General features: G+C 71.7%; 20 protein-coding genes. 9 read left to right on the top strand and 11 right to left on the bottom strand.

All coding sequences use genetic code 11. From position 1 onward, the window contains the following. Window positions 1–39 precede the first annotated feature (39 nt). From QU602_RS01520 to QU602_RS01530, 3 genes are all read right to left on the bottom strand, one after another. Window positions 40–2,076 (bottom strand): SGNH/GDSL hydrolase family protein, encoded by a 2,037-nt coding sequence (locus QU602_RS01520; protein ID WP_308798372.1) that lies wholly within the window; start codon window positions 2,074–2,076, stop codon window positions 40–42. 130 nt (window positions 2,077–2,206) lie between these two features. After that, window positions 2,207–2,830: a GNAT family N-acetyltransferase gene (locus QU602_RS01525; protein WP_308798373.1), complete on the bottom strand. Its 624-nt coding sequence runs from the start codon at window positions 2,828–2,830 to the stop codon at window positions 2,207–2,209. Further along, window positions 2,805–4,190, bottom strand: a complete 1,386-nt coding sequence (locus tag QU602_RS01530; RefSeq protein ID WP_308798374.1) for a glutamyl-tRNA reductase — start codon at window positions 4,188–4,190, stop codon at window positions 2,805–2,807. The genes QU602_RS01525 and QU602_RS01530 overlap by 26 nt, the downstream gene beginning before the upstream one ends. Before the next feature lie 83 nt (window positions 4,191–4,273). On the opposite strand from QU602_RS01530, the gene hemE reads away from it, so the two are divergent. The 7 genes from hemE to QU602_RS01565 all read left to right on the top strand — a co-directional run bounded on the left by hemE (window position 4,274) and on the right by QU602_RS01565 (window position 10,224). Further along, entirely contained in the window at window positions 4,274–5,458 is a 1,185-nt protein-coding gene (gene hemE / locus QU602_RS01535; RefSeq protein WP_308798375.1) for a uroporphyrinogen decarboxylase, read from the top strand. Then, window positions 5,455–6,990, top strand: a complete 1,536-nt coding sequence (locus QU602_RS01540; protein ID WP_308798376.1) for a protoporphyrinogen/coproporphyrinogen oxidase — start codon at window positions 5,455–5,457, stop codon at window positions 6,988–6,990. Before hemE ends, QU602_RS01540 begins: the two co-directional genes overlap by 4 nt. A gap of 98 nt (window positions 6,991–7,088) precedes the next feature. Beyond that, on the top strand, window positions 7,089–7,547 hold the full coding sequence (locus QU602_RS01545; protein WP_308798377.1) for a YtxH domain-containing protein: 459 nt from the start codon (window positions 7,089–7,091) through the stop codon (window positions 7,545–7,547). 22 nt (window positions 7,548–7,569) lie between these two features. Next, on the top strand, window positions 7,570–7,974 hold the full coding sequence (locus QU602_RS01550) for a phage holin family protein (RefSeq protein WP_308798378.1): 405 nt from the start codon (window positions 7,570–7,572) through the stop codon (window positions 7,972–7,974). Beyond that, window positions 7,961–8,278, top strand: coding sequence for a DUF3618 domain-containing protein (locus QU602_RS01555; protein ID WP_308798379.1), 318 nt, complete (start codon window positions 7,961–7,963; stop codon window positions 8,276–8,278). Before QU602_RS01550 ends, QU602_RS01555 begins: the two co-directional genes overlap by 14 nt. A gap of 30 nt (window positions 8,279–8,308) precedes the next feature. Beyond that, window positions 8,309–8,962, top strand: a complete 654-nt coding sequence (locus QU602_RS01560) for a GntR family transcriptional regulator (RefSeq protein ID WP_308798380.1) — start codon at window positions 8,309–8,311, stop codon at window positions 8,960–8,962. 164 nt (window positions 8,963–9,126) lie between these two features. Continuing rightward, a complete protein-coding gene (locus QU602_RS01565; RefSeq protein WP_308798382.1) occupies window positions 9,127–10,224 on the top strand; it encodes a class I SAM-dependent methyltransferase in 1,098 nt (365 codons plus the stop codon). Between the two features lie 398 nt (window positions 10,225–10,622). Here the strand turns inward: QU602_RS01565 and QU602_RS01570 are convergent, their stop codons facing one another. After that, window positions 10,623–12,512, bottom strand: a complete 1,890-nt coding sequence (locus QU602_RS01570) for an HNH endonuclease signature motif containing protein (protein WP_308798384.1) — start codon at window positions 12,510–12,512, stop codon at window positions 10,623–10,625. A 788-nt stretch (window positions 12,513–13,300) separates the two neighbouring features. Here QU602_RS01570 and QU602_RS01575 point away from each other — a divergent pair. Next, window positions 13,301–13,570 (top strand): type II toxin-antitoxin system Phd/YefM family antitoxin, encoded by a 270-nt coding sequence (locus QU602_RS01575; protein WP_308798385.1) that lies wholly within the window; start codon window positions 13,301–13,303, stop codon window positions 13,568–13,570. A 38-nt stretch (window positions 13,571–13,608) separates the two neighbouring features. After that, window positions 13,609–13,824: a type II toxin-antitoxin system RelE family toxin gene (locus QU602_RS01580; protein ID WP_373692961.1), complete on the top strand. Its 216-nt coding sequence runs from the start codon at window positions 13,609–13,611 to the stop codon at window positions 13,822–13,824. A 57-nt stretch (window positions 13,825–13,881) separates the two neighbouring features. Here the strand turns inward: QU602_RS01580 and QU602_RS01585 are convergent, their stop codons facing one another. From QU602_RS01585 to idi, 7 genes are read right to left on the bottom strand one after another with little or no spacing between them, the layout of a single operon-like run. Then, window positions 13,882–14,772 carry a prenyltransferase gene (locus QU602_RS01585; RefSeq protein WP_308798387.1) on the bottom strand — a complete coding sequence of 297 codons (891 nt, stop codon included), beginning with the start codon at window positions 14,770–14,772 and terminating at the stop codon, window positions 13,882–13,884. After that, a complete protein-coding gene (locus tag QU602_RS01590; protein WP_308798388.1) occupies window positions 14,753–15,166 on the bottom strand; it encodes a lycopene cyclase domain-containing protein in 414 nt (137 codons plus the stop codon). Before QU602_RS01590 ends, QU602_RS01585 begins: the two co-directional genes overlap by 20 nt. Continuing rightward, the gene (locus tag QU602_RS01595) at window positions 15,163–15,696 is read right to left on the bottom strand and encodes a lycopene cyclase domain-containing protein (protein WP_308798389.1); all 534 of its coding nucleotides are present in this window, start codon (window positions 15,694–15,696) and stop codon (window positions 15,163–15,165) included. The genes QU602_RS01590 and QU602_RS01595 overlap by 4 nt, the downstream gene beginning before the upstream one ends. After that, window positions 15,693–17,318, bottom strand: coding sequence for a phytoene desaturase family protein (crtI, locus tag QU602_RS01600; RefSeq protein WP_308798390.1), 1,626 nt, complete (start codon window positions 17,316–17,318; stop codon window positions 15,693–15,695). The genes QU602_RS01595 and crtI overlap by 4 nt, the downstream gene beginning before the upstream one ends. Further along, window positions 17,315–18,196 (bottom strand): phytoene/squalene synthase family protein, encoded by an 882-nt coding sequence (locus tag QU602_RS01605; RefSeq protein WP_308798392.1) that lies wholly within the window; start codon window positions 18,194–18,196, stop codon window positions 17,315–17,317. Before QU602_RS01605 ends, crtI begins: the two co-directional genes overlap by 4 nt. Further along, window positions 18,193–19,269, bottom strand: a complete 1,077-nt coding sequence (locus QU602_RS01610; protein ID WP_308798393.1) for a polyprenyl synthetase family protein — start codon at window positions 19,267–19,269, stop codon at window positions 18,193–18,195. The genes QU602_RS01605 and QU602_RS01610 overlap by 4 nt, the downstream gene beginning before the upstream one ends. After that, window positions 19,266–19,859, bottom strand: a complete 594-nt coding sequence (idi, locus tag QU602_RS01615) for an isopentenyl-diphosphate Delta-isomerase (protein ID WP_308798394.1) — start codon at window positions 19,857–19,859, stop codon at window positions 19,266–19,268. Before idi ends, QU602_RS01610 begins: the two co-directional genes overlap by 4 nt. Between the last annotated feature and the right edge of the window lie 15 nt (window positions 19,860–19,874).

Raw genomic sequence — 19,874 nt, forward strand, 5'->3', positions numbered from 1 at the left:
GGAACCGGTGCGGCCGCCCGCCTGTGTGTCTGGCGCTGACTAGCCCTGCGCGCGCGCCCGCGTGCGGGCGGCGAGGAACAGACCGCCCGCGAGCAGGAGCAGCAGGCCTGTCGCCGCGCCCCACAGCGGCACGTCGGTGCCGGTGTTCGCGAGCTTCTTGCCTGCGGTGCTGCTCGGCGCATCGCCCGATCCGGCGGGGTCCGGCTGGCTGCCGCCGCCCGGGCCCGGGACGACCGCCGCGGCGGTCACGGTGACCGGTGCCGACGCGACCGTCGCGGGTGCGACGACGTAGACGCGGTACTCGCCGGCCGCGGTCGCGGCCGGAACCGTGACGCTGCCGGTGAACGTGCCGTCCTCGGCCACGACGCCCTCGCTGACGTGCACCGAGTCGGTGCCGCTGAACAGCCGCAGCTCGGCCTCATCGCCCGCGACGAACCCGGTCGCGCTGAAGGTGATGGCGGAGCCCGCCTGCACCGTGGCGGAGCCGAGCGTGACCTGGGTGCCGTCGCTGTTCTCGGGAACGACGGTCGGGTCGAGGGTGTCCTCGCCCGCACGCTGGATCTCACCGAGGCGGTCGAGGGCGCCCACGCCCGGCTGGTCCTCGGTGGGGTGGCCGTGGGTCGGGTCGCAGTCGTCGCCGACGCCGTCGCCGTCCTCGTCGCTCTGGGCGGGGTTCGCGATGTCCGGGCAGTTGTCGAGCTCGACCGGGATGTCGTCGCCGTCCTCGGTGATGGCCACGCGGGTCGACGCGACGTCTTCGAGTCCGCCCGCCTGGGTGACCCGCACCGACACGTCGCCCGTGAAGAGGTCGGTGAACTCGTGCGTGTAGATCGCCTCGGCGGTCTGCACCTCGAACTCGAGGTCGCCGTCGAGATCCCACTCGTAGCCGGTGATGGCGTCGGAGCCGGCACCCGGCACCGAGCCGCGCGCGTCGAACGTGATCGACGTGCCGACCTTCTGCACGTACGGTCCGTGCAGCCATGCCGACGGCGCTTCGGCGTCGTCGACATCGAGCGTCGCGACGAGCTCGTCGTCGGTGTCATCGGCGACGGCGGCGCGGAACGCGACGTTCCCTCCGCGAACCTGGTAGTTGTGGCTCTGCACGGCGGTCGCACCCGGCGTCATGCCGATATCGCGCTTCACCACGTAGGCGACCTGGTCGTGACCGGTGATGTTCGGGTGGTACCAGTTCATCTTGTCCCAGCTGGTCGACCACACCGTGTCGGAGTACAGCGGGTTCTGGATGCCCTCGGTCTGCCAGAACTCGTTGACCCACGTGTTCAGGTTGTTCCAGCCGGCGTGCGGCTCGGGCTCGTGCCCCTGGAACCGCTGCGACACGTTGCCCGCGTGGTAGGCCTTCGCCACGCCGTTCTGCTGGTTCCACTCGGAGACCGCCGATGCCTGCATGGCGTTGGCGGCGTTGCCGAGGTCGCGGACGCCCTTCGCGGCGTCGTACGAGTAGCTGCCCCAGCAGAGGAACGTGTAGTCGCACAGCGAGTAGTCGGTGTCGGGGCTCAGGTGCGGGTAGCCGACGAGGATGATCTCGGCCTGCGGTCCGAGCCGGTCCGACAGCGCCTTGAAGATCTTCAGCGTCTGCGACTTGACGGTCGGGATCGCACGGTTCGCGGCGTTCACGTAGTCGCGGCAGTCCGAGGACGCGCGCGAGCCGACGACGAAGCAGTAGCGCACGATGTTCTGGAAGTTGACGTCGTTGCCGCCGATGGTCAGCATGACGAGGTTGGTGTCGGTCGGCACCTGGTTGATCTGGGTGGACAGGACGTCCTTCGTCTCGTTGCCGCTCCACGCGTACGAGTCGTACCGGACGTGCATGTTGGGCTGGTGGTTCAGCCAGTCGACGTACTTCGACGCGTAGTTGTTGTGGCTGCGGCGGGCGTCGCCCGGTCCGTAGTAGGCACCGGCGCCGTTGCCGGCGGTGTAGGAGTCGCCGAGCGCGACGACCTTGTACGTCTGGATTCCGGCGGGTGCCTCGTCCGCGGCGGCGGGAAGCGCAGACGAGGTGGCGAGCAGGGCGGCGACCGCGACGGCCGCAGCACCCAATAGTCGTTTCTTGAGCATGCGTGACCTTTCGGTGGGCGGGGGTACGCCCAGGGGCACGCGGCGGCATTGCACGCCATCTCCCCCCAGGCGCCCTCAGCGAATCGCACGCTCAGGACACTCGCAACTTCGTTGAGTAGTACCCTCCGCTTCAGTCGGCGGCGGGAGGGGTGCGGGTCGCGTAGATCGCGGTGTCGGTCCATTCGCCGCGCATCCACCAGTCCTGGATGAAGGTCGCCTCGAGTCGCATGCCAAGGCGCTCGCAGAGGCGGGCGGATGCCTCGTTGCGGGCGTCGAGCGTGGCCTGGACGCGGTGCGCGCCGAGCTCGGCGAACGCGAACGACAGCACCGCGCTCGCCGCCTCGCGCGCGAGGCCCAGGCCGTGGAACGCGGGGTGCACGACCCAGCCGATCTCGAGCCCCGCGTGCTCGGCGCGATCGACCCGCAGCATCACGTCGCCGATCACCCGGCCCGGCTCGGTCGAGTCGTCCGGCAGTTGCATGGCGAAGATGACCGCGTCGCCGTCGGCTTCGAGCCGGCGCCAGGCGGCGCGCTTGCGCGTGTGCGCCAGGCCCTCGTGCTTCGACCACGCCGGCCACGGGATGTACCGCAGCACCTCGGGAAGCTGCTGGTACCGCCACACGTCTTCGGCGTCGTCCTCGCGCAGCGGGCGGAGCACGAGCCGCTCGGTCGTGATCGGCGCCGTGTCCAGCGGGGTGGCGTCGTAGGGGAGCGTGAGGGCGGGCGGATCAGCCCGCACGGCGATCCGAGCCATCCGCCTCAGGCATCGCCGTCGCCGCGCGCGGTTCCGCCGAGGCATCCCTCACAGCCGGCGCCTCGGCCGTGACGCCGAAGAGCGTCTCGACGGCGTCGATGAAGGCACGCTGCTCACCGGCGCGTGCCGCGTGGCGTGAACGGACCATCGGCGTGTGCAGCAGCACGCCGGCCATGTGGCGGAGGGCGGCCTCGGTGACGCCGTCGTCGCCGCGGCCGCGAGCGCGCGCGATCTCGGCATCGAGCACGTCGTACACGTGCTTCCGCAGCGCGACCACGGTGGGCGCGAGGTCGAGCTCTTCCCCGGCGTCGCCGAAGTCGCGCGCGGCGGCGCGGATGAGATCGCGGGCGGCGTCGGTCGCGGCGAACTCCTCGAGGGGAGCGTGGATCTTGATGGTCTCGAGATCGAGCAGCTCGACGCCGGTGATCTCGGCGATGTCGGGGGCGACGTTGCGCGGCAGTCCGAGATCGATGACGAGCTGGCGGCGCTCCGCCTCGGGCTCGGGCACGACCGCGCCGCCGAGCGTGCGCACGGGTGCGGTCTCGACCGCGAGCTGCTCGCGTCCGGACGCGAGTACCGCACGGTCGACGACGAAGTGCTCGGCGAGGGTGCACGTGATGATGACGTCGGCCTCGGCTGCGGACCGTGCGTAGTCGGCCCGGTCGATCGAGGGCACGTCGTGTGAGGCGGCGAACTTCGATCCCCGACCCGACGGCGAGTAGACCGCGATGTCGCTCGCGCCGCGATCGCGGAGCGCGGCGAGCGACGCGCCGGCGTAGCGGCCGGTGCCGACGAGCAGCACCCGCGTGCCGGACCAGTCGGTGATGCGGCTCTCCGCGAGGTCGAGCGCGAGGCGCACGAGTGAACGGCCCTCGCTGCCGATGCCGGTGTGGTTCTTCACCGACCGCGAGGTCTGCGACGCGCGCTGGAAGAGGCGCTCGAGCTCGGGCGACGTGGTGCCCTCGCTGCGGGCGTGCTCGAGCGACCGGCGCACCTGACCCGCGATCTCGCCCTCGCCTACGACCACGGACTCGAGGCCTGAGGCGACCGCGAACAGATGTGCGGCGACGGCATTGCCGTGCGCGAAGTCGAACGTGCTGCGCAGCTCGTCGGGTTCGAGGCCGGCGACCTCGCCGACCGAGCGGATCGCGCCGTGCACGGCATCGACCGGAGATTCCCCGTCGGGCGTCGCGAGGTCGAGGTAGGCCTCGAAGCGGTTGCACGTCGAGACCACGACGGCGCCGTGCACGGCGTCGTGACCGGCGAGGATGCGGGGGCCCGCTCCGCCCGCGGTCGTCGAAAGACGCTCGAGCATGTCGAAGCCGGCGTTCTTGTGGCTCGCAGTGAGGCAAATGAGCACGCATCGATTCTACCCGGGGTAAAAACGCCGTCCAGTCAGGCTCCCCTCACCTGGGAGGACGTGCACACTGAAAGAATGGACGGGTGATCCTTCCCCCGCAGCACCCGCTCGCCGCCGGCCGCACCAGCGACTCCCGACTCGTGCGGGCCTACCGCGGCGAGCGCAGCGACACGACGCCCGTCTGGTTCATGCGGCAGGCCGGCCGGTCGCTCCCCGAGTACCGCGAGCTCCGCGTGGGCACCCGCATGCTCGACGCGTGCCTCGACCCGGCGATGGCGGCCGAGATCACCCTGCAGCCGGTGCGCCGCCACGGCGTCGACGCGGGCATCTTCTTCAGCGACATCGTGGTGCCGCTGAAGCTCGTCGGCGTCGACGTCGAGATCCAGCCGGGCCGCGGCCCCGTCTTCGGCAAGGCCTATGCGGATGCCTCGGCCGTCGCCGAGCTCACCGCGATCGATCCCGCAGACCTCGACGAGGCGGCCGCGCCGATCGCCGAGGCCGTGCGGCGCACGGTCGCCGAACTGAACGCGATCGACAACGGTTCGGGCACCGCCACGCCGCTCATCGGGTTCGCGGGCGCGCCGTTCACGCTCGCCGCCTACCTCACGGAGGGCGGGCCGTCCAAGGACCACCTCGCCGCCCGGACCCTCATGCACGCCGACCCGGGCGCCTGGCGGGCGCTGATGCACTGGACGGCCGAGCTCACCGGTCGGTTCCTGCGCACGCAGGTGCTCGCCGGCGCATCGGCCGCGCAGCTCTTCGACTCCTGGGCCGGCGCACTCTCGCTCGCCGACTATGAGCAGCTGGTCGCGCCGGCGTCGGCCAGGGCACTGTCGTTCGTGCACGACCTCGCGTACTCGACGGATACCGGGGCGACGGACGCCGGGGCGACGGACGCCGCGACGGATGTCTCGAACGGCACCGGAGCGGCGACCCGGTCGGTGCCCGTGGTGCACTTCGGAGTCGGCACCGGCGAGCTGCTCGGCGCCATGCGCGGGGTGGGCGCCGATGCGGTCGGCGTCGACTACCGCGTACCGCTCGATGTCGCCGCCGAGCGCGTCGGTGCCGGGGTTCCGCTGCAGGGCAACCTCGATCCGGCACTGCTCGCGGCCCCCTGGCCGGTGCTCGATCGGGCCGTGCGCGACGTGCTCGCGCGCGGAGCGGTCGCACCCGGCCACGTCTTCAACCTCGGCCACGGCGTGCCGCCCGCGACCGACCCGACCGCGCTCACGCGCATCGTCGAGCTCGTGCACGAGGCGGCCGCGTGAACGAGGTGCGGTCGGAGGTCGTCGTCATCGGTGGCGGAGTGGCGGGGCTGGTGGCTGCCCTCGAGTGCGGGCGGCTGGGCCTGTCGGTCACCGTGCTCGAACGTGCCGCGAACCCGGGCGGCTGCGTCGGCCGGATCGAGCTCGCGGGGCTCACGCTCGACTCGGGCGCCGAGTCGTTCGCCACGCGCGGCGGCAGCGTCGCCGAGCTGATCGGGCAGCTGGGCCTCGAGTCGGAGATCGTGACGCCGAATCCGGCCGGCGCGTGGCTCGCCATGCCGGGACAGAACGGCGCCGTCGCGGCCGCGCCGCTGCCGAAGACCGGCATGCTCGGCATCCCCGCGAATCCGCTCGGCGACGACGTGCGTCGCATCATCGGCTGGGGCGGCGCGAGCCGCGCCTACCTCGATCGGCTGATGCCGATCCTGCGCATCGGCCGGGCGAGGAGCCTCGGGGCGCTCGTGCGCAAGCGGATGGGCCGGAAGGTCCTCGACCGGCTCGTGACGCCGATCAGCTCGGGCGTGTACTCGGCGAACCCCGACGACCTCGACCTCGACGTCGTCGCCCCGGGGCTCAACGAGGCGATGACGCGGGCAGGCTCGCTGTCGGGCGGGGTCGGCGAGCTGGTGGAGACGCGCCGTGCCGGGAGCGCAGTCCTCGGGCTGCGGGGCGGCATGCACCGCCTCGTCGACGCCCTGCTCGCCGAGCTCGCCCGATTCGACGTGACGGTGATCACGTCGGCCGAGGTCGTCGCGCTCGCCCGCGACGGTGAGGCCGCGGAGCATCCGCGCTGGCGAGCGACGGCCCGTGTCGGCACCGGTGAACCGGGCGTCGGTGGACCGGGCGTCGGTGAACCGGGCACCGGTGAACCCGGCGCAGCTGACCTGACCGTCGAGGCCGCCTATGCGATCGTCGCGACGCCCGCACACGCCGCTCGTCCGCTGCTCGCCACCACGGTCGACGGCTGGGCCGAGGTATCCGAAGCCCCTGGCGCGACATCCGTCGAACTCGTGACCCTCGTGCTCGACGCGCCCGCCCTCGCCGCCGCGCCGCGCGGAACCGGCGTGCTCGTCGCGGCGGACACGCCGGGCGTTGCGGCGAAGGCACTCACCCACTCGAGTGCGAAGTGGGCGTGGGTGGCCGAGGCGGCCGCGCCGCACCAGGTCGTGCGGCTCTCCTACGGCCGCGCGGGCAGCCCGAACCCGCTCGACGGCCGCAGCGACGCCGAGGTCGCCGAGCTGGCGATCGCGGATGCGTCGGCACTGACCGGCGTGCCGCTCGACGGGTCGATGCTGGTGGACTCGGGCCGTACGCCGTGGCGGGATGCGCTCTCGCATGCGGCGCTCGGGCAGCTCGACCGAGTCCGGGCGGCCGAGGAGGCCGTGGCCGCGGTGCCCGGCCTCGAGGTCACCGGGTCGTGGCTCTCGGGAACGGGGTTGGCGTCGGTCGTGCCGCACGCGATGGAGGCCGCCTCGCGCATCCGTCATCTCGCCGTGCGCGACCGCGCGGCGGCCGAGGGCGACCCCGACGCATAGCCGGAGCGGAATACTTCTGCGCAACCCCCTTGCACGGCCCGAGCCGGGGTCTACTCTGGGAGGTGTCGTGCCGCGTGCACGGCAGGATTGGGGAGGACATGAAGGGCAAGCTTCTCTTCGTCGTCGGGCTCGGCGTCGGCTACGTACTCGGCACCCGCGCCGGTCGCGAACGCTATGAGCAGATCGCGCGAGCGGCCGACCGGGTCTGGAACCAGCCGGCGGTCCAGCAGGGTGTCGACACGGTGAAGGACTTCGCCGCCTCGAAGCTCGGCGACGTATCGGAGACCGTGCTCGACGGTGTCAAGCAGCTCATCGGCAACCAGACCTCGAAGAACCGGGCCGCGAAGCCGGCTCCGGCACGAGCCGGCGCGACGGCGTCGACGACGTCGAAGTCCAACGGAACGGCGTCGACGACTGCGAAGTCGACGGCTGCGAAGTCGAACGGCTCGAACGGTGCGAAGGCCAACGGGGCGAAGGCCAACGGCTCCAAGGCCACCGGGTCCAAGGCCAACGGCTCGTCGTCGAGCTCGGGCACGTCCGCCGCATCCGACTCCTGACCCCGAGAGGAGGCGATCGGTCATGGCCGATCCCACCAACGACGAACGCTCCCTCTTCACCCTGATCGGTGAGCTCCCCGACCGGGTCTCGACGCTCGTGCGCGCCGAGATCGATCAGATCAAGGCCGAGATCTCCTACAAGCTCAAGCACTTCGGCATCGGTGCGGGGCTGATCGCGGCTGCGGCGTTCGTCGGCGTGTTCCTCCTGGGCACCCTCATCGCCACCGGGATCCTCGCGCTCGCGCTGGTCATGCCGGCCTGGGCGGCCGCGCTGACCGTGTCGGGTGTGCTGCTGCTCATCATCGCGATCATGGTCGGGGTCGCGATCCTCAACTTCAAGCGCGGCGCGGCACCGCTCGAGTCGATCGACAGTCTGCGCAAAGACCTCGATGTCGTGAAGGGAACCGGCGACTATGACCGCGACTGACGCCCCCCGCCCCGCCGCCCCTCGGTCGAAGCGCGATCAGAAGACGCATGAGCGCAATGTGTCGCGCGTGCAGGCGCGCATCAACTCCGAGCGCGCGCGTGCCGAGTTCGCGTCGACGCTGAACGCCCTCGAGGACAAGCTCAACGTGCCCAAGCAGGTGTCGCGCGCGAGCGCGCGCACGAAGGTCAAGCTCAGACGGTTCGCCAAAGAGCAACCGGTCGCGGCCGCTGCGGCTGCCGCGGGCGTCGCGATCGCGGTCGGCGGCGTCGTCTGGCTCATCGTCCGGAACGTCACCAGGCCATAGCGCGTCCTGGCCGAGAGAGCGGAGCGCATCATGGTGCAGGCGACCCCGTTGGTCCGGCTCACCGTCGTCGATCGGGTCGCCGATCTGCTGCGGGACGAGATCCTGAGCGGGCGGATACCGCTCGGTGTGGCCTTGCGCGAGGAACAGATCGCAGACGGGGTGGGAGCTTCGCGGCACACCGTGCGTACGGCGTTCAATCGGCTCGCGGCCGAGCGCATCCTCGTCGCGCTGCCCTACCGTGGTGTCCGCGTCGCCGAACTCGACCCCGCGCAGATCCTCGAGATGCAGCAGCTGCGCGCGGCCCTCGAGTCCGAGGCGGTGCGCATCGCCAATGCGCGGTTCGGCTCCGGGTGGCCCCCCGCGGTGACGGCGCCGGCCAAGCAGGCGCTCACCCGCCTCGCCCGGCTCGCCGCCGCGGATTCGGACGACTGGCTCGCCGTCGAACGCGCGCACGCCGACTTCCATGCGGCGCTCGTCTCGGCCTCCGGGAATGCGCGCATCGTCGAGGCGCATGAGGCGCTGAAGAGCGAGCTCCTGCTGTTCCTGCTGCACGTGCGGCCGCACTACAGCCTCACCGAGCTGGTCGACGAGCACCGCGCGCTGCTGACCGACGTGCAGCAGCGGGGTGCGGACGCCGTGCACGAGCACCTCGCCCACTCGACCGCGCTGCTGCTCGGCGACTGACCCGCCTCCTCACGCCGGCCCGCCCTCCCGGCGAGGTGTGTGTGTGCTCGGTTCGTGGCGCGAAGGGGTTCCGCCGTGTCGTCGGCGGGCATAGTGTCACCAGTGGGCGGGGGTCACGAGTGGGCGGGGTCGCCGAGCGGGTCGCCCCGCGGGAGGGCGCGATCATGACCACGCAGTTCGACGCCACGGACGCGCAGGCGTTCGCCGGCCGGCTGTTCGCCTCGACGCTCGGAGCGTTCGAGATGGCGAGCGTGTATCTGGGCGAGCGGCTCGGCTGGTACCGCTCGCTCGCCACGGATGGTCCCGCGACGGCCGCGGAACTCGCTCGGCGTACGGGCACGGATGCGCGATACGCGCGCGAATGGCTCGAGCAGCAGGCGACGAGCGGAATCCTGAGCGTCGAGCGCGACGCGGACGACGGCGAGCGACGCCGATACGAGCTGCCCGCGGCGCACGCCGAGGTACTCACCGACTCCGGATCGCTGAACTTCCTCGCCCCGCTCGCGCGCATGATCGGCGCTGTGCGCCTTCCCGAGCTCGCGGCGGTGTATCGCACGGGCGACGGCATCTCGTGGAACGACTTCGGCGACGACGGGCGCGAGGCGCAGGCCGACATCAACCGGCCCTGGTTCGAGCAGCGGCTCGGCGAGGCGCTCGCCTCCGTGCCGGACCTCGACCGGATGCTCGCGCGTCCGGGAGCCCGCTTCGCCGATGTCGGCTGCGGGTACGGATGGTCGTCGGTCGCGCTCGCGCGCGCGTACCCCGAGGCATCCGTCGAAGGTTTCGACGTGGATGCACCGTCGGTCGAGGCAGCCCGGCGTACTGCCGATGCGGCCGACCTCGCCGACCGAGTGCGATTCCATCTCGCCGGCGGCGAGGAGATCGCCGAGCGCGAGCGGAGCGCACAGGGGGAGGGATTCGATGCGGCGTTCATCTTCGAGGCGCTGCACGACATGCCGTTCCCGGTCGAGGTGCTCAGGTCGATCCGCGCCGCACTGCGGCCAGGCGCCCCGCTCGTCGTCATGGACGAGGCGGTCGCCGAGCGGTTCACGCCGAACGGCGACGAGACCGAGCGCGTGATGTACGGCTACAGCCTCTTCATCTGTCTGCCCGACAGCCGCTCCGCCGAGGGCTCCGCCGCGACCGGTACCGTCATGCGCCCCGCGACCCTCGCACGCTATGCCTCCGAAGCCGGCTTCGCCGACGTCGAGATCCTGCCGATCGACGACTTCGCCGCATTCCGCTTCTACGCCCTCACCTAAGGCCCGTCTCCCGCCGGCTCGCGTGCTCCGCTCGACCTGATCACCCCGATCTGCTGTGGTCTCGATCTCGAAGGCTGCTTCGATCCGGAGCCGTGCAGCTCAGGCGGGTAGGTCGCGCTCACGACGCCGATGTGGGGGTGGTACGTGGTGCGTGGGGGTGGTACGTGGTGCGTGGGGGTGGTATGTGGTGCGTGGGGTGGGCGGGTGGTTGTGTGGGCGGGGTGCGTGGGGTGGTGGCCGTGCGGCTGCTGTGCCGTGTGGCTGCAGTGCCATGCGCCTGCTGTGCCGTGTGGCTGCAGTGCCATGCGCCTGCTGTGCCGTGTGGCTGCAGTGCCATGCGCCTGCTGTGCCCGTTGGCGTCGTATGACGGCGACGTACGGTGTGCGTGTCACGGTGCTTCATGCGGGGGTTCGGCCTCGAGCGGGTCTGCGCACGCCCGCGTCGTCGTTCGGGTGGCCTCGCGGTTCGGTTGCGGGAGCAGCGTCGGATTGTGGTGGGGCGCTTGGTGTGGGGGTGAAGCGGGCTTTGCCGCCGAGTTTGGGGGTCTGTTTCGGGTCGAGGTGTGGTGGTGGGATGAACCAGACCTGTCCGCGTCGGTCGCGCCCGGTGATGCGGATTTGCCAGCCTTGGTCGTGGATCTGGTGGTGGCAGCTGGCGCAGAGCATGACCCCGTTGCTCAGGTCGGTGGTGCCGCCGGTGGACCACCAGTCGATGTGGTGCGCTTCGGCGTAGGTGATGTTCGCCCCGCAGGACGCGCACCCACCGTCGCGTTCCATGAGCGCGATGCGTTGGTACCGGGTGAACAGGCGGGTGCTGCGGCCGAGGTCGAGTGGGACGCTGTCGGCGCCGAGCACGGCGGGGATGAGTTCGGCGTCGGCGGCGAGCTTGCGGACCGCGGCTGCGCTGATCGGCCGGTCGATGCCGTCGATCTCCGCCGTTCCTACGCCGTCGCGGAGCGCGTCGAGACTCATGCGGACCACGATCGTGGTGGAGGGTACCGATCCGGGTGCGGCTTGACAGCCCAGTGCGTGCCGCGCCAGCTCGGCCAACGCGTCGGCCTGCACCTGCGGGATCGACCGCCTGTCCTCGACCACCGGACCCGCACCCGGACCACAATCGCCCACGTTCGTGCCGCCGTCACCGCCACTGTCACCAACGACGCCGTCACCGTCACCGTCACCGTTCGTGCCGCCGTCGCCGTTTGTGCCGCCGCCATCATTCGTGCCGCCGCCACCGCCGCCGACACCGTCGTCGCCATCAAAGCTCGTGCCGGGGGCACCGTTCATGCCCCGGACCCCGTCACGGGTGTAGACCTCGGCGGCATCGGTGCCGCGTCCCACCTGCGCAGCACGAGCCGCGCCGGCGGCAGCCGCCAGGCCTGACCCGCGTCGGCGGAGTGCGTCGCTGACCAGGGCGTCCAGCGCCGCCTTCACCGGCGCCGCGGTGACCGGGTCGAGGCGGGCTCGCAGATGGAACACCCCGTCGGCGTCTTCGCGGAACGTCACCGACCGCTCGGCATGCATCCGCGCATCGGCCCGTGCCAGACCGCCGGCATCGAGCTGCGCTTCGGCCGCTTTGACTGCCCGGCCGACCAGGGACAGTGGTTGCCCGGCCGCGACCTGCACCAGCTTCTGCTCACACGCGGCCAACCGTCCAGGGTCGGCGCGCAGCTCGACCCGGGCCAGCATGCCCGTGATCAGATTCGCCGCCTCAATGCTCAACACCCCCGCATCAAGCCCCGCCCGGACGTACGCGAACTTCGCCGGCAACACCTCACCCGTGAACGACTCCCGGCGCCGGGTCGCTTCACCGACCGCGAGCAACCGGGACGCCTCACCCTGCCCACCCCCGGTCACCGCCGCGACCAGCTTCGCCGGGCTCGAGTGCCCGTACTGTTTCGCCAAGCTCTCAGCCCCGAACTCCGGCGCCGACCGGGCCGCGACCTCAGCACCAGCCAGCGCCAGAAACGCCTCCACCGACCGCTTCAACCGCGCCGCACCCTCGACCACCCGCACCAACCCCGGCCCACTCAACGCCGCGAAGCCATCCACACCACCACCGCCGCCCGAATCGCCACCCGGTCCAGCATCGGCGCCGGCCCCGGAACGGCCACCGCCACCACCTCCACGGCCACCTGCACCCGCACCCGCACCGGAACGGCCGGCGGTACCGCCGCCACCACCCGCACCGGCAGCACTCGCGACCCCGAACGCAGGCTGCGCCTGCGCCCACACCACCGCGAGCGCACCGAGATCGGTGTGCAACCGGTCAAGCGGAGAGATCGTCATGCGCACCAGTATCCACCGACCCACCGACATTCACCCTCGCGCGAAAATTCGGTCCGATCAGGCAATCAACATGTGGATAACCTTGAGGTGTACGGGCTTGTGGAGGAGCCGTAGGCATGCTCATGGGTCGGCGCTGGATTGCCCGCGAACGTCAGAGCGCCCACGCCGAGCGCGAGGGCGACCGCGCGGACAGCGGCATGAGCATCACCTTTGCCGAAGCTCGCCACATTGAGTGATGGGTTCGCGACCACGCCCACCGACCTCGAAAACGGTGTCCTGCTGTACGGCAGCTGCGACCGTCGCAGCCGTCCCGTCCCGTCCGATCTCGCCCATCCCCCGATCTCGCCCATCCTGCCGATCCCGCCCCGTCTCACCAGAGGCACCGGCCGTTTGTGACCGTCGCCCGTCCGGCGACGAGCGTCACCGTTCGGTGCACACCTCGCCGCCCTCGGCCGCCGGGACTCTCCCCGGCGGGACCCCGCGGTGGGCAGCTCCCCACGCTGCTGCCTCACGGTGCGAGCCGGACTGGAATACGGCCCCAATCGCTGGCCGTGGCCGCCGCGTCGCTACCGAGGGGTAAGGAAGATCAGTCGGTTCCCGAACGGGTCCGGGACCGTGAGCTCGTCGCCCCACTCTTCGTGTGTCAGGCCGATCCGCAGGGGGTACACGCTCGTCGAGATCCTGCCGATCGACGACTTCGCCGCCTTCCGCTTCTACCGGCTCACGTAGCTCTCCGCGATCACACAGCTCGCAAAAAGGTCAATTAGGTCGAATGGCACACTTCGTCCATGAACGATGTCGTGACCATCTCGCACGCGAAGCAGAATCTGGGCGCACTCGTGGATCACGCACATCTGCTTCATGACCCCGTGTTCCTCACAGGACACGGGCGTCGGGTGGCCGTGATCGTCGACGCCGAGGCGTTCGAGCGCATGGTGGAGCGGCTCGAGGACCTCGATGATGCCGAAGCGGCACACATCGCTCGCCGCGAGATGGAGGAGACGTCGGCGCTGCCCGTCCCCTGGGAGGAGGTCAAGGCGGAGCTCGGTCTGTCGTGACCTACCGTATCGAGCTGGCTCCTGCGGCCCGGCGGGAGGTGCGGAAGCTCGATCCCCACGCTCGGCGCCGCGTGCAGGCGGCGATCGAGCTCTTGGCTGAGACCCCGAGGCCCCCAGCAGCGAAGCAGCTCGTCAACAGCGGGGGCGCATGGCGCGTTCGCACCGGGGACTATCGGGTCGTGTATGAGATCCACGACGACCGGATCGTCGTACTCGTCCTTCGCATCGGGCACCGCAGAGAGATCTCCCGCTGATCCGACGAAGCCCACCCGGTGGGCTCACCTCGCGAGCAACACCCTGCGCCGTCGGAGTCACGCGGTGAGCGCCGCGTACCAGATGAGCAGCATGGTGACGAGGAATCCGACCGCGTAGTTGATCGCGAGAAAGCGGCGCCAGCCGCGGTTCGCGGCGCCCGAGTCGTGGTCGGTGACGCTGCGGAACGGCCAGGCGGCCACGACGTAGGGCACGGCGAGCAGCGCGGCGAGCGGTCCGGGCCACGCGGTGAGCAGCATGAGCAGCGCCGCGACGAGCCACATCGCGATCGCGAAGCGCACGGTCCAGCGGGCACCGAGCACGGTCGCGATCGAGGCGATGCCGCCCTCGCGGTCGGGCAGGACGTCTTGCACGGCGCCGAACGCGTGGCTCGCGATGCCCCAGGCGAGGAACGCCGCGAGCAGCGCCATCAGCTGCGGCGTGAACGTCGCGCCGGCGAGCACGAGCCCGTACACCGCGGGGCTCACGAAGTGCACGCTCGAGGTGAGCGAGTCGAGGAAGGGCCGCTCTTTGAACCGCAGCCCGGGCACCGAGTACGCGGCGACCGCGAACAGGCTCACCGCGAGCACCGCCCACGACGCCGGCCCGCCGAGCACGACGAGCCAGACGACGAACGGCACGCACGCGGCGACGGCCGCGATGAGCGTCGCCCGGTGGCGCGCGGGGGTGAGCAGGGCGCCCTCGGCGCCGCCCTTGCGCGGGTTCGCCTGGTCGGACGCGTAGTCGAACACATCGTTGATGCCGTACATCGCGAGGTTGTACGGCACGAGGAAGAACAGCGTTCCGACGATCAGTGCGACATCGATCTCCCGTGTCGTCAGCAGGTACGCGGCCGCGAACGGGAACGCCGTGTTGATCCAGCTCAGCGGTCGCGACGCGACCAGCAGGTCGGCGGCGAAGCTCCGCCGGTCAGTCGCGCGCGTCGCCATGCGCTCGCCTCCCGTCGACGGATGCCTCGCCGGCAGCGGATGCCTCGCCGGCTGCGGATGTCTCGTGGTCGCCGGATGTCTCGCCCGACGCCGAAGCCCCGCCCCGTCGGCCGAGCAGGATCCAGAGGGCCGGCAGCAGCAGCACGCCGGCGATCGGGTAGGCGAAGTCCTCGATCGGCGCGAGCCCGAGGCGCACACCCGAGATGTGGGCGTCGGCGTACCCGAACAGGCCGGTGGCGATCATCACGTTGTCGAAGACCGCGGTCAGCACGACGAGCGCGGCGGCGCTCAGCGCGAGCGCCCAGGCGTGCCTGCGCGGAGCGCGCCGCCACGCGATGAGGGCGACCACGAGCGCGAGGGCCACGAACCCGGCGCAGAGCAGGATGTACGTCACGCCGTACCCCCGTCCGCTCGAGGGTTCGGTCCGTCGGGCGCGCTCGGCGTACCCGGCCGGGGGGCAGCGGGCGACCCGCTCGACGACCGCGGTGAGCGCAGCCCGGCCGACGCTCCCTGCTCGCCCGCCGCACGCGATGACCGGGTCCCGCGTGCGCGGCCCGTCGCATCGGCGGCACCCTCCGGTGTCGTCTCCCGCGACCGCGGACGGCGGGCCGCGAGGTGCGACCGCCACGCGAGGCATCCGGTGTAGAGCACCATCGTGAGGTAGCAGAGGAACGTGAGGAACACGACCTCCTCGATCGGCAGCTGCGGGGCGACGAGCAGCCCGGTCGAGATGTCGTTGACCTCGCGGAAGAAGATGCCGAGCGCGATGCCGGCCACGTCCCACGCGAGGAAGAACGCGACCCCGACGCCGAGCACGGCCGCTGCGCGGCCCGGCGCCCGCCAGAAGAACAGCGCGAAGCGCCGGTCGAGCAGCACCATGCACCCGATCGAGACCAGGAGCGCCGCGAGATAGACGAAGCTCATGCGCTCGCGAGGTCGGCGCGCGGTTCGGCCATCGGCCCGGTCGAACGGTCGCCACGCAGCGACTTGGCCACGAGCTCGGCGCTGATCAGGCACATCGGCAGCCCGATGCCGGGGATCGTGGTGGCGCCGGCGAAGTACAGGCCGTCGACGGTGCGCGACGCCGTGCGCCCGCGGAAGAACGCGCTCTGCCGCAGCGTGTGCGCCGGGCCGAGCGCGGAACCGCGCCACGAGTGGAACCACGAGGCGAAGTCGGCCGGCCCGATCGTGCGGCGGACGACGATCCGGTCGGCGAGGTCGGGGATGCCGGCCCACGCCCCGAGCTGTGCGACCGCGGCGTCGGCGATGCGCTCGACCATCGGGTCGCCATCGCCGTCGACGCCTCCACCGCCGATGGAGGTGTCGGCGGGGACCGGCACGAGCAGGAACAGGTTCTCGCAGCCGGGCGGTGCCACCGAGGCATCCGTCGCGCTGGGCATGCACGCGTAGAGCGACGCGGGATCGGGCACCGACGCGTCGACGCCGAAGATGCGGCGGAAGTTGTCCTCCCAGTCGGCCGTGAAGAGCAGGTTGTGGTGCGTGAGCTGCGGCAGGCGACCGCGGACGCCGAGCATGACCAGTACGGCGCCGGGGCCGGGATTGCGTCGTTCGAGCGCGGCGTCGCTGTGGCTGCGCAGCTCCCGAGGCAGCAGCGCGGTCTCGGTGTGGTGCATGTCGGCGGCTGACACGACGACGTCGGCCTTCAGCGACGACTCCCGGCCGTCGGGGGTGCGGACCCGGACGCCGGTCGCTCGCCGGCCGGCGGTCGTGATCGCGACGACCTCGGCACCGGTGCGTATCTCGACGCCCGCCGCGGTCGCGAGCCGTGCAACGGCGTCGATCACCTCGCCGAACCCGCCCATCGGATAGAACACGCCGTCGGCGAGGTCGAACCGGCTCATGAGGTGGTACATGCTCGGTGCGTCGTACGGCGAGCTGCCGAGGAACACCGCGGGATAGCCGAGGATCTGCCGCAGCCGGCGGTCGCGGAAGGAGCGGCCGACGTACCGGTCGAGCGACTCGCCGAGCAGGCGCACGAGCCGGCCGGCCCGGCGCAGCACCGACCGGCGCAGGAGCGCGCCGGGCGCGGAGAAGTCGGTGTACAGGAAGTGCGACATGGCGAGCCGGTACGTCTCGTCGGCCGAGTCGAGGTGGCGCTCGAGTGCGGCGCCCGCGCCCGGCTCGATCGATTCGAAGAGCGCGACGGATGCCTCGCGCGAGGCGCGCACGTCGACGGGCGGGGGCGCTGCCTCGACGTGCCCTCCCTCGAAGCCGGTGTCTTCGAAGCCGGTGCTCTCCAAGCCGGTGCCCTCGAAGAACACGCGGTAGCCGGGGTCGAGCCGCACGAGGTCGAGCTCGGCCGCGGTGCTCGTGCCCATGAGCCGGAAGAAGTGCTCGAACACCTCGGGCATGAGGTACCACGAGGGTCCGGTGTCGAACCGGAACCCGCCGGACTCCCACCGCCCGGCCCGGCCGCCCAGCTCGGTTCGGGCTTCGACGAGGGTCACGGTGTGTCCGTCGCGAGCCAGCAGCGCCGCGGACGCGAGCCCGGCGATGCCGCCGCCGATGACCACGACGCGGCTCACGTCGACGCTCCGCGGGGTCGGCCCGCGGCGGCGCGGGCGAGCAGCAGAAGCTTCCGCGGTGCGGGCACGCGCACCCGCGCGGCGAGCACGTCGGCGGCCGGAGTCCGGCGCAGGCGTGCGGCGAGCTCGGCGAACAGCGCGTGCGCCGCTTGCACCGCGCGACGGCAGCCACCGGGAAGCTCGGGGATCACCTCACCCGCGATCCGGAGGTCGCGATCGATGTCGTCGAGGATGCGGGTCTTGTCGGCCTCGGTCAGTCGTCGCGGATCGACACCGGGGAAGTACCGCCGTCCGCGGTCCGCGTAGTCCTCGGCGAGGTCGCGCAGGAAGTTCACCTTCTGGAACGCCGCGCCGAGATGACGGGCCCCCCGGGCCCACCGCTCGTCGCGCTCGGCGTCGGCGGGCAGCCCCGCGACGAAGGCGCGGAGGCACATGAGGCCGACGACCTCGGCCGATCCGTACACGTACTCGCGGAAGGCCGCGTCGTCGAAGTCGACCGGCTCCAGGTCGGCGCGCATCGACGCGAAGAACGGCCGGGTGAGCTCGGAGCCGAAGCCGGTGGCCCTGGCCGTGCGGGCGAAGGCGTGCACCACGAGGTTCGAGCTGTAGCCGGAGCCGATCGCCTGCTCCGTCTCGGCCTCGAGGGCGTCGAGCATGCCGCGGCGGGCCGCCGCGTCGAGCCCGGCCTCCTCGGCCGGACCGTCGACCACCTCGTCGGCCACGCGCACGAGCGCGTAGACGTCGGCGATGTGCGCCCGCACCGGGGCCGAGCACAGCCGGCTCGCGAGACCGAACGACGTCGAGTACGCGGAGATGACGCGGGCCGATCCCCGGCGGGCGACCTCGTCGTACAGCGCGAGACCGGTCGTCGCGGTCATCGGTCGCGCTCCCCGCACCCGCGCGCGACCTCCGTGAGCTCGTCGGCGAGCGCCGGCGGCAGCCCGGCACGCTCGACGAGGTCGATCGCCGACCGGCACCGCCCCGAGATGAGCGCCTCGACGCGATCGTGCGCACCGCTCGACGTGATGACGGCGCGCAGCAGCTCGGCGTCGGCCTCGTCCAGATCGGGTCGGCCGAAGCGGCCGGACACGGCCGCCCACGAGGCATCCGCTCTCGCGAAGGCGATCAGCAACGTCTCCTTGCCCTCGCGGAGGTCGCCGATCGTCGTCTTGCCCGTGACCTCGCGCTCGCCGTAGACGCCGAGCACATCGTCGCGGAGCTGGAAGGCGACGCCGAGATGCGCACCCACCTCGCCGAGCCCGTCGACCGTGTCGGGTGACGCGCCCGCGAGGATCGCGCCGGCCCGGAGCGGCCCGCTGAACGAGTAGGACGCCGTCTTGTTCTCGATCATGGAGACGATGTCACCGGCCGAGGGGGTTTCGCCGAGGGTGAACCGGACATCGGCATGCTCGCCCGCCGCGGCGAGGAAGACGCACTCGTCCACGAGCTCGAGCAGCGCCTCGCGCCGCGCGAACGGCACGTCGAGTCCGGCGATCATGCGATGCGCCGCGCTGATCAGCAGGTCGCCGGCAAGGATCGCGGACGCCTCGCCGTACTCGCGCGCGCGGGCCGCCGACGCGCCACGGCCCGCGGCCTCGGCGGCGAAGCGGCCGGTCACGTTCGGGATGCCTCGGCGCACGTCGTCGTGATCGATCACGTCGTCGTGCATCAGGAAGGCGGTGTGCAGCAGCTCGAACGCGGCCGCCGTCGCCACCGCGGATGCCGGGTCGTCGCCCTCGAACGCCCGGTGCACCGCCAGGACGAGCCGTGGCCGGACGCGCTTGCCGCCCTGTGCTGCGTCGCGCGTCGCCGACCAGAGCCGGCGGTACGCGTCGCCATGGGCGCCCGCCCGTGCGATGGCGCGGGTGAAGAAGGTCTCGAGGTGCTCGTCGACCGCTGCGAGGTCGTCGGTCGCGTGCCCGGGAGGGGCGCCGAGGAGCAAGCTCGTCATGACGCGATCGCTCTGGGACCGTGCGACTCGTCGAGCGCGCCGCTCTCGAGGGACCCGCTTCCGCCCAGGAAGGGCAGGAGCTGTGCCTGCAGCACGAGCCACGGGCTGAACGCCCACGGTGCGCTGCGCACCGCGGCCGCGAGCGCCTCGGGCTCGACCCAGGCGAACTCGACCACCTCGCCCGGGTGCGGTTCGGGCACGGAGTCGGTCCGCGCCGTGTACACCGGGCAGAGTTCGTGCTCGACGATGCCCGAGGCATCCGTCGCCCGATAGTGGAAGCTCGGCAGCACCGGCTCGACCTCGCTCAGCCGGAGACCGAGCTCGAACTCGCCACGGCGGCGGATCGCGTGCAAGAGCGGCTCCGCCGGCGCCGGATGGCCGCAGAACGAGTTGGTCCAGACGCCGGGCCAGGCCTGCTTCGTCAGGGCGCGCCGCGTCACGAGCAGCTCGTCGCGATCGTTGAACACGTGACACGAGAAGGCCAGGTGCCGAGCGGTGTCGGCGCCGTGCACGCTCGACTTCGGCGCGGTGCCGATGGGGCGGTCGAACTCGTCCAGCAAGACGACCTCTTCGATGGATTCGCTGCGCATCGGCGCTCCCCTCAA

The sequence above is a fragment of the Agromyces protaetiae genome (genome assembly GCF_030866785.1).
GTDB classification, from domain to species: domain Bacteria; phylum Actinomycetota; class Actinomycetes; order Actinomycetales; family Microbacteriaceae; genus Agromyces; species Agromyces silvae.